The organism is Kitasatospora sp. NPDC004240 (assembly GCF_053603215.1).
On sequence record NZ_JBSGFD010000312.1, the window covers coordinates 1 to 6,444 of the forward strand.

4 protein-coding genes are annotated in these 6,444 nt (G+C 75.3%); 2 read left to right on the forward strand and 2 right to left on the reverse strand.

From position 1 onward, the window contains the following. Together ACWEQL_RS39880 and ACWEQL_RS39885 are read right to left on the reverse strand one after the other, a co-directional pair. Window positions 1–1,229: RNA polymerase sigma factor (locus ACWEQL_RS39880; RefSeq protein WP_452156106.1), on the reverse strand; the 1,229-nt coding region annotated here is incomplete at its 3' end. A gap of 337 nt (window positions 1,230–1,566) precedes the next feature. Beyond that, the gene (locus ACWEQL_RS39885; RefSeq protein ID WP_452156110.1) at window positions 1,567–2,421 is read right to left on the reverse strand and encodes a TetR/AcrR family transcriptional regulator; all 855 of its coding nucleotides are present in this window, start codon (window positions 2,419–2,421) and stop codon (window positions 1,567–1,569) included. Window positions 2,422–3,005: 584 nt separating this feature from the next. Here ACWEQL_RS39885 and ACWEQL_RS39890 point away from each other — a divergent pair. Then, complete coding sequence (locus ACWEQL_RS39890) at window positions 3,006–4,385, forward strand: NAD(P)/FAD-dependent oxidoreductase (protein WP_452156108.1); 1,380 nt, start codon at window positions 3,006–3,008, stop codon at window positions 4,383–4,385. Between the two features lie 281 nt (window positions 4,386–4,666). Further along, entirely contained in the window at window positions 4,667–6,058 is a 1,392-nt protein-coding gene (locus ACWEQL_RS39895) for a PP2C family protein-serine/threonine phosphatase (protein ID WP_452156112.1), read from the forward strand. Window positions 6,059–6,444: the final 386 nt, after the last annotated feature.

Consider the following 6,444-nt stretch of genomic DNA (forward strand, 5'->3'; position numbering starts at 1 on the left):
GTGCAGTCGGCGCGCCGCAGGTTGGTCGCTTCGGCCGGACGGGTGGCCGCGGCGGCCCCACCGACGGCGGCGGCCCCGCCCACAGCGGCGGCCGCGGCCGCGCCGAAGCCGCCCGCGCCGACCCAGAGCAGCACCCCGCCGGGCAGCAGCGCCCGCAACCCGGTGTTGATCTCGGAGAGTTCGAGGTACGCCGCCGTGCAGCGGTCGCACTCCTGGAGGTGCCGTCCGACCTCCCCCGAGGCCCGCTTGCGCAGCGAACCGCGCGCGTAGGCGCCCAGCCGGTTGGCGTACGCGGCGCAGGCCCGCTCCTGGCTGCCGGAGACGTGCGCCTGGAGGAACGCGGCGGCGAGCCGGTCCCGGGCGCGGTGCGCCTGGACGGCCGTGGCGTTGGCGGTCTTGCCCAGCATCACCGCGACGGTCTTCGGCGACTCCCGCTCGACCTCGGTGTGCCAGAGCACCACCCGGTCGTCCTCGGGCAGTTCGGCGTAGGCCTTCATCACCATCCGCCGGTCGGCCATCGCCATCGCCCAGGCGTCCGCGCCCGGGTCGGCCAGGTCGAACTCCACGGCACCGGCCGAGCTCTGCGCGAACGTTCCGAAGTCGTCGACCAGTTGCTCGCGCCGCTCGCTGCGCGTCCAGGCGGCGGCCACGTTGCGCACGGCCGTCAGCAGGTACGCGCGGACCGCGAACTCGGGCCCCTTGCCCGCCTTCAGCGCCTGCAGGGTCCGGGCGAACACCTCGCCGGACAGGTCCTCGGCGGTGAAGCTGTCCCGGCAGCAGGTCCGCGCGTAGCGGCGCACCGCGTCGGCGTGCCGGCGGTAGATCTCCTCGTACGCGGCGTCGTCGCCGCCCCGCACCCGGGCGGTCAACTCGGCGTCGGAGGGCGGGCGCTCGCCGTCCACCGGGTCGGCCGGAGCGGGCACGGTGGCCCGGGCGGGCGCCGCCGGGCGGGCGGGCAGGCCGGTGCCGACGAAGGCCTCCGGGGTCACGCCGCCCTGTCCGGCGGGGGCCTGGCCGGGCACCCGGGGCGCGTACGGGACCGGTCCGCCGGCCTCGTTCGGGCCGGCGAGCGACTCACGCAGCGGCACGCCCGCCTGGTCGGGCACCTGTCCGGGGAGGGCGGGCCCGGAGCCCGGCGCGCCCGGTCCGGTGGCACCGTCCCGGCCACCCGCGCCGGAGCGGCCGAAGTCGAGGCCGTAGCCGTAGTCGTTCTGTTCCTCGGCGCTCACAACGGACCCCAGCATTCATGACAGCCCCCGTACCGTGGCAGGGCGCGCGGGAGTGCGTGGGCGCACGGTGCACCGGCGCGCGGACCCGAGGTCGCGCGAACGACGCGCATCGGGACAATGGCTCCAACCACGGCCAAAGGATGGCATAGCGCAGAGTTGGGCGGTAGCCGGACCGGCCGTGACCCACTCTTCCGAGGGGCCGTCGCCGGTCTGTTCGGGCCGGGCGACCGATCCGGTACGGCGGCGGCCGTACCGGCGGCGATGGCCCCCGGGCCCGGCCCGCGGTGGGTCCAACTCCCTTGTGCGCGAAGGCGGTCGGCCGTCCGCGTGCGGGCGCTCAGCGCGCCCGCAGGCCGTCCAGCAGGATCTGCAGCAGCCGGTCCGACGGCGAGTGCGACGGCTGACCACCCGTCTGCTGGCCCACCGTCTGCTGACCGGTTGGATGCTGGCCGGCCGGATGCTGCCCGGCCGTCGGCGCGGCGGGCCGCGAGGCGTGCACCGGCACCGAGGCGGTCAGCACCAGCACCACGTCCGCCACCGTCACGCCCGGGCGCAGCTCACCGGCCGCGCCCGCGCGGGCCACCAGGGCGGCCAGCAGCTGCAGCAGCAGCCGGGGGTCGGCGTCGGCGGCCGGCTGCGCGACCGGCGAGGTCTCCGGCCGCCCGGTCCGCGGGTCGTACGACCCGCCGCCCAGCACGGCGTTGCGCAGCTCCGCGCCGAGCTCCGGCGCCCGCTGCTCCGGCACCCGGCCGAGCTCCTCCGCGTACCGGAAGGCCTCCGGCGGCAGCAGCCGCCCGGCGCCGGTGCTCACCGTCCGCGCCAGGTAGCCGGCCAGCGCGTCCCAGGCCCCGCCGCCGCCGTACAGCGAATCGCGGGCCTGCGCGGTCAGCCAGGCCACCTCCTCGGCGGCGATCCGCTGAACGAGCACCTCCTTGCTGGGGAAGCGCCGGTACACGGTGCCGACGCCGACGCCGGCCCGGCGGGCGACCTCCTCCATCGGCGCGCCGTAGCCGAACTCGCCGAACACCTCGCGGGCCGCGCGCAGCACGCTCTCCAGGTTCCGCCGGGCGTCCACCCGCAGCCTCGTCCCCGGTGGCGCCGGCACCTGCGGATCCCCGCGGTACGGCGTGCCGGCGTACGAGACCGCGTGGTGACCCGGAAGGTCGGCGGGACCGCGTTGCTCCGGCACCATGCCCTGGCCGGCGTGCGGAAGCCCCGCCCGCCCCAACAGTCGCTCCTGCTCCATCATCCCAACTCTCCCCCGCAGGCGTCCGATGCCGGACCCTGTCGTCGCCCGCCCCTGCACCCGGGGGTGCAGCTCCGTTTGTCGGAAGTGATCCGATGACACATCGCGCATGCAGTTCCTGCCGGCTGCTGCCGGCTCTGGCAGTTCGTACCGTCGGGCCGTGCCGGGGGCTCGCACCACCGGTCCGGTCCGCGGCCGGGGCCGCCGCGCCGGGTCGCTCATCCGGCTCGGCGCGCGTCGGCACCGCCCGGGGCCGTGTCCGGGGACTACCCTTCCCCGGATCACTGTCCCGCAGTCCGGTTCTCGCGCCAACGCTAGAACTGGCCGTAGTGGCCGCTCCACGGTGCGTTGCCGACGGTTCCCATGGCGATACCCGGCCCCGGCACACAATCCGACCATAGTTCACGGCAGTTCGCGGCCAAAAGTGCGTCAGAAACTCACCCCTTCGACCCATCCGGCACCACTGGTCGATCCCCGTCCCATCCGTCACGGCACGGACTGTGGACAAGAGGCCCCCCGGCGGTCCTTCATTGAGGCGTGAACCGGGTCACACCGACAGGGGGTGCGCCATCAGGATCCTGATCGTCGGCGGCGGCTGCGCCGGGACGGCCGTCGCACTGCGCCTCCAGCGCGGGCTGCGCGACCGCCTGCGGAGCGGCGAGGCGGAGATCACCGTCGTGGAGCCGCAGTCCTACCTGACCTACCAGCCGCTGCTGGCCGAGGTCGCGGCCGGCTCCATCGACCCGCGGCACGTCGTGGTGCCGCTGCGCCGGGTGCTCGGCGGCTGCCGGGTGCTCACCGCCCGGATCACCCGCGTCGAGCACGCCACCCGCCGGGCCTGGGCCGACTCCGCCCGGCGGGGGGAGGCCCCGTCGCCGGTCGAACTCGGCTACGACGTCCTGGTCGTGGCACCCGGCTCGGTCTCGCGCACCGACCCGGTCCCCGGCCTGGCCGAGCACGGCCGCGGCTTCTCCACCGTCGGCGAGGCGGTCGGCCTGCGCAACCACGTGCTGGAACAGCTCGACCTGGCCTCCGCCACCCGCGACCCGGAGCTCCGCCAGGCCGCGCTGACCTTCGTCTTCGTCGGTGCGGGCTACGCGGGCGTCGGCGCGCTCGCCGAGCTGGAGGACATGGCCGGATACGCCGCCAGGGGCTACCACAACGTCGCCCCCGACGACCTGCGCTGGGTGCTGGTGGAGGCCACCGACCGGGTCCTGCCCGGGGAGCCGCCCGAACTCGCCGCCCACACCCTCGCCCAACTGCGCGAGCGCAGCGTCGACGTACGGCTGCGCACCACGCTGGAGTCGGCCGCCGGCGGGGTCATGGCGCTCTCCGACGGCAGCCGCTTCGCCGCCCGCACCCTGGTCTGGACGGCCGGCGTGCGGCCCTCCCCGCTGCTGCGCGACAGCGACCTGCCGCTGGACACCCTCGGCCGGGTCCGCTGCCTGCCCACCCTCCAGGTGCTCGGCCCGGACGGGCGGGCGCTGCCCGGCGCCTGGGCCGCCGGCGACGGCGCGGCGGTGCCCGACCCGCACGCGGACGGGGCGCCCTGCGCGCCCAACGCCCGGCACGCCATCCACCAGGCCCGCCGGCTCGCGGACAACCTGCTGGCCGTCCTGGACGCCCGGGAGCCCGCCGCCTACCTGCCCGCCCCGGCCGCCTGCTCGACCTCGCTCGGGATCGGCCGGGCGGTCGCCCACACCCGGCGCGGCGGGCGGCTGACCGGCCGCCGGGCCTGGTGGGTGCACCGCGCCCGCCACCTGCGCGGACTGCCGAGCAACGACCGGCGGGTCCGGGTGCTGATGGACTGGCTGCTGGGGGGCTTCTTCTCCCGCGAGGTGGTCTCGCTCGGCGCGCCGGAGCGGCCGAAGGAGGGGACGCCGACACCGGGCGGGCCGGGCACGCCGTGACCCGCGCGGAGGATCCCGCCTTCCGGGCGGTGGACGGCGCCGGAGACCCGGCCGGCGCCGCCCGTTCGGCCGGCGCCGTTCGCGGGGCCGCCACGTGCACCGGGTGACCGACGCGACGACCTTGTGACTGACACGACGACCGCGACCGGCGCGCGCGACTTTCGGAACCGGGCCCCGGCCTGACAGGATCTGCCCAACCGCATCATCACCCCGTGTGCAAGACCGCATACGAAAAGTGATTGTATGCCTGGACCCGAGGAAGCGGCCGTCGTTTGAACCTCATGCGCTGGAGCGCCCGGCTCACCGGAGCCCCCTGGCGTGCCACCCCGCAGGGCGGGGCCGGCACCGACCCGGGCGCGGAATCCGCCCCGGCCGCCTCCGGCTGCCCGGTTCCGGCGGCCACCACCCCGGGCCCCGTCACCCCTACCGGCCTGCGCTGCCCCTCCGTCCTCCCCAACCCCCGCGACCCCACCACCCTCCTCGCACTCGTCCCCGCCGGCCCCCACCTCCCCGGCGACCTGCGCGAGGTGCTCAACCGGATCCCCGCCCCCGTCGCCGTCACCTACGGCCCCCAGCACCAGCTCGGCTACGCCAACCGGGCGTACCGCGAGCTCTTCGGCGACCGCCCCGCCGGCCTGCCCGCCCGCGAGGCCATGCCGGAGCTGGACACCATGGGCGTCCTGCCCCTCATGGACCAGGTGATCCGCGGCGGCCGCCCGCGCAGTGTCAAGGCCCGCGCGATCCTCGGCCACCCGGGCAACCGCTACTACAACGTCTCCTGCGTCCCGCTCGGCGCCGACGACACCGTCGGGACCGGCACCGACGGCGTCCTCATCTTCGCGGCCGAGGTCACCGACCAGGTCCACGCCGCCACCCGGCTGCGCGAGGCCGAACGCCGCCAGCGCGAGGCCGCCGTCACCCTCCAGCGCAGCCTGCTCCCGCAGAAGCTCGAACAACCCGCCGACCTGACCGTCGCCGCCACCTACCAGCCCGGCGGCGCCGAGGCGGCGGTCGGCGGCGACTGGTACGACGTCATCGGCATCGACGGCCGCCGAACCGCCCTCGTCATCGGCGACGTCATGGGCCGCGGCCTGCGCGCCGCCGCCGTCATGGGCCAGCTGCGCACCGCCGTCCGCGCCTACGCCCGCCTCGACCTTCCGCCGCACGAGGTGATGCGCCTGCTCGACGGCCTCGCCATGGAGATCGACGCCAACCAGATCGCCACCTGCACCTACGCCGTCTGGGACTCCGCCCGCTGCACCCTCACCTACGCCTCCGCCGGCCACCTCCCGATGCTGCTGCGCCGCCCCGACGGCACCGTCCTGCGCAGCGAGGAGCAGAACGGCCCGCCCCTGGGCACCGGTGGCGGTGTCCACCTCTCCCACACCCTGCGCCTGCTGCCCGGCACCACCGGGGTCCTCTACACCGACGGCCTGGTGGAACGCCGCGACGAGGACATCGACCAGGGCCTCGACCTGCTCGCCCGCACCCTGGCCGGCGCCGGGGGCGCACCCGACGTCGTCTGCTCCCGCCTGCTGCGGGCGATGGGCGTCACCTCGGAACACGACGACGACGTCGCCGTCCTCGCCTTCCAGCTGCCCTCCCCGGACCACCCCGAGGAGCCGGCGCAGCTCACCGAGCCGGCCCTTGACTCGGTCTCCCCAGAGGTCTAGTGTTCTTCGAGCTGCCTGGCAGGGAGCACCGGACACGCATCGGCGCGGACGGCCCCGGGGCGGCCAATCCCTTGAAACACCACTCGGTCCGTACCGGGTCGCGTCCTGACGCGTCTCGGACGTATTTCGGTGTGCGCGTTTAAATGGGTTGCGGCCCGATTCGCTTTTCGGAGCGGGGATCGGCTAGAGTTTGAAACGTCGGACGGGGCGTCAAGTCCCGGAAGGCGAAAGCGGGTCAGGTAAGTGAAACTCCGGCGGAAAGCCGGGGCGGAAAACATCTGATAAGCTGGTAACACGGAAGAACGAAGCGCCCGGAGGGCCCGCTGGAAGGCGGTCCGAAGGAAGTGTCCGTTCCTTGAGAACTCAACAGCGTGCCAAAAGTCAAC

What these genes read in the sequence shown, in the direction of transcription:
- ACWEQL_RS39885 (WP_452156110.1), bottom strand. Translation starts at nt 2,421, where the DNA reads ATGGTGCCGGAGCAACGCGGTCCCGCCGACCTTCCGGGTCACCACGCG.
- ACWEQL_RS39895 (WP_452156112.1), top strand. Translation starts at nt 4,667, where the DNA reads ATGCGCTGGAGCGCCCGGCTCACCGGAGCCCCCTGGCGTGCCACCCCG.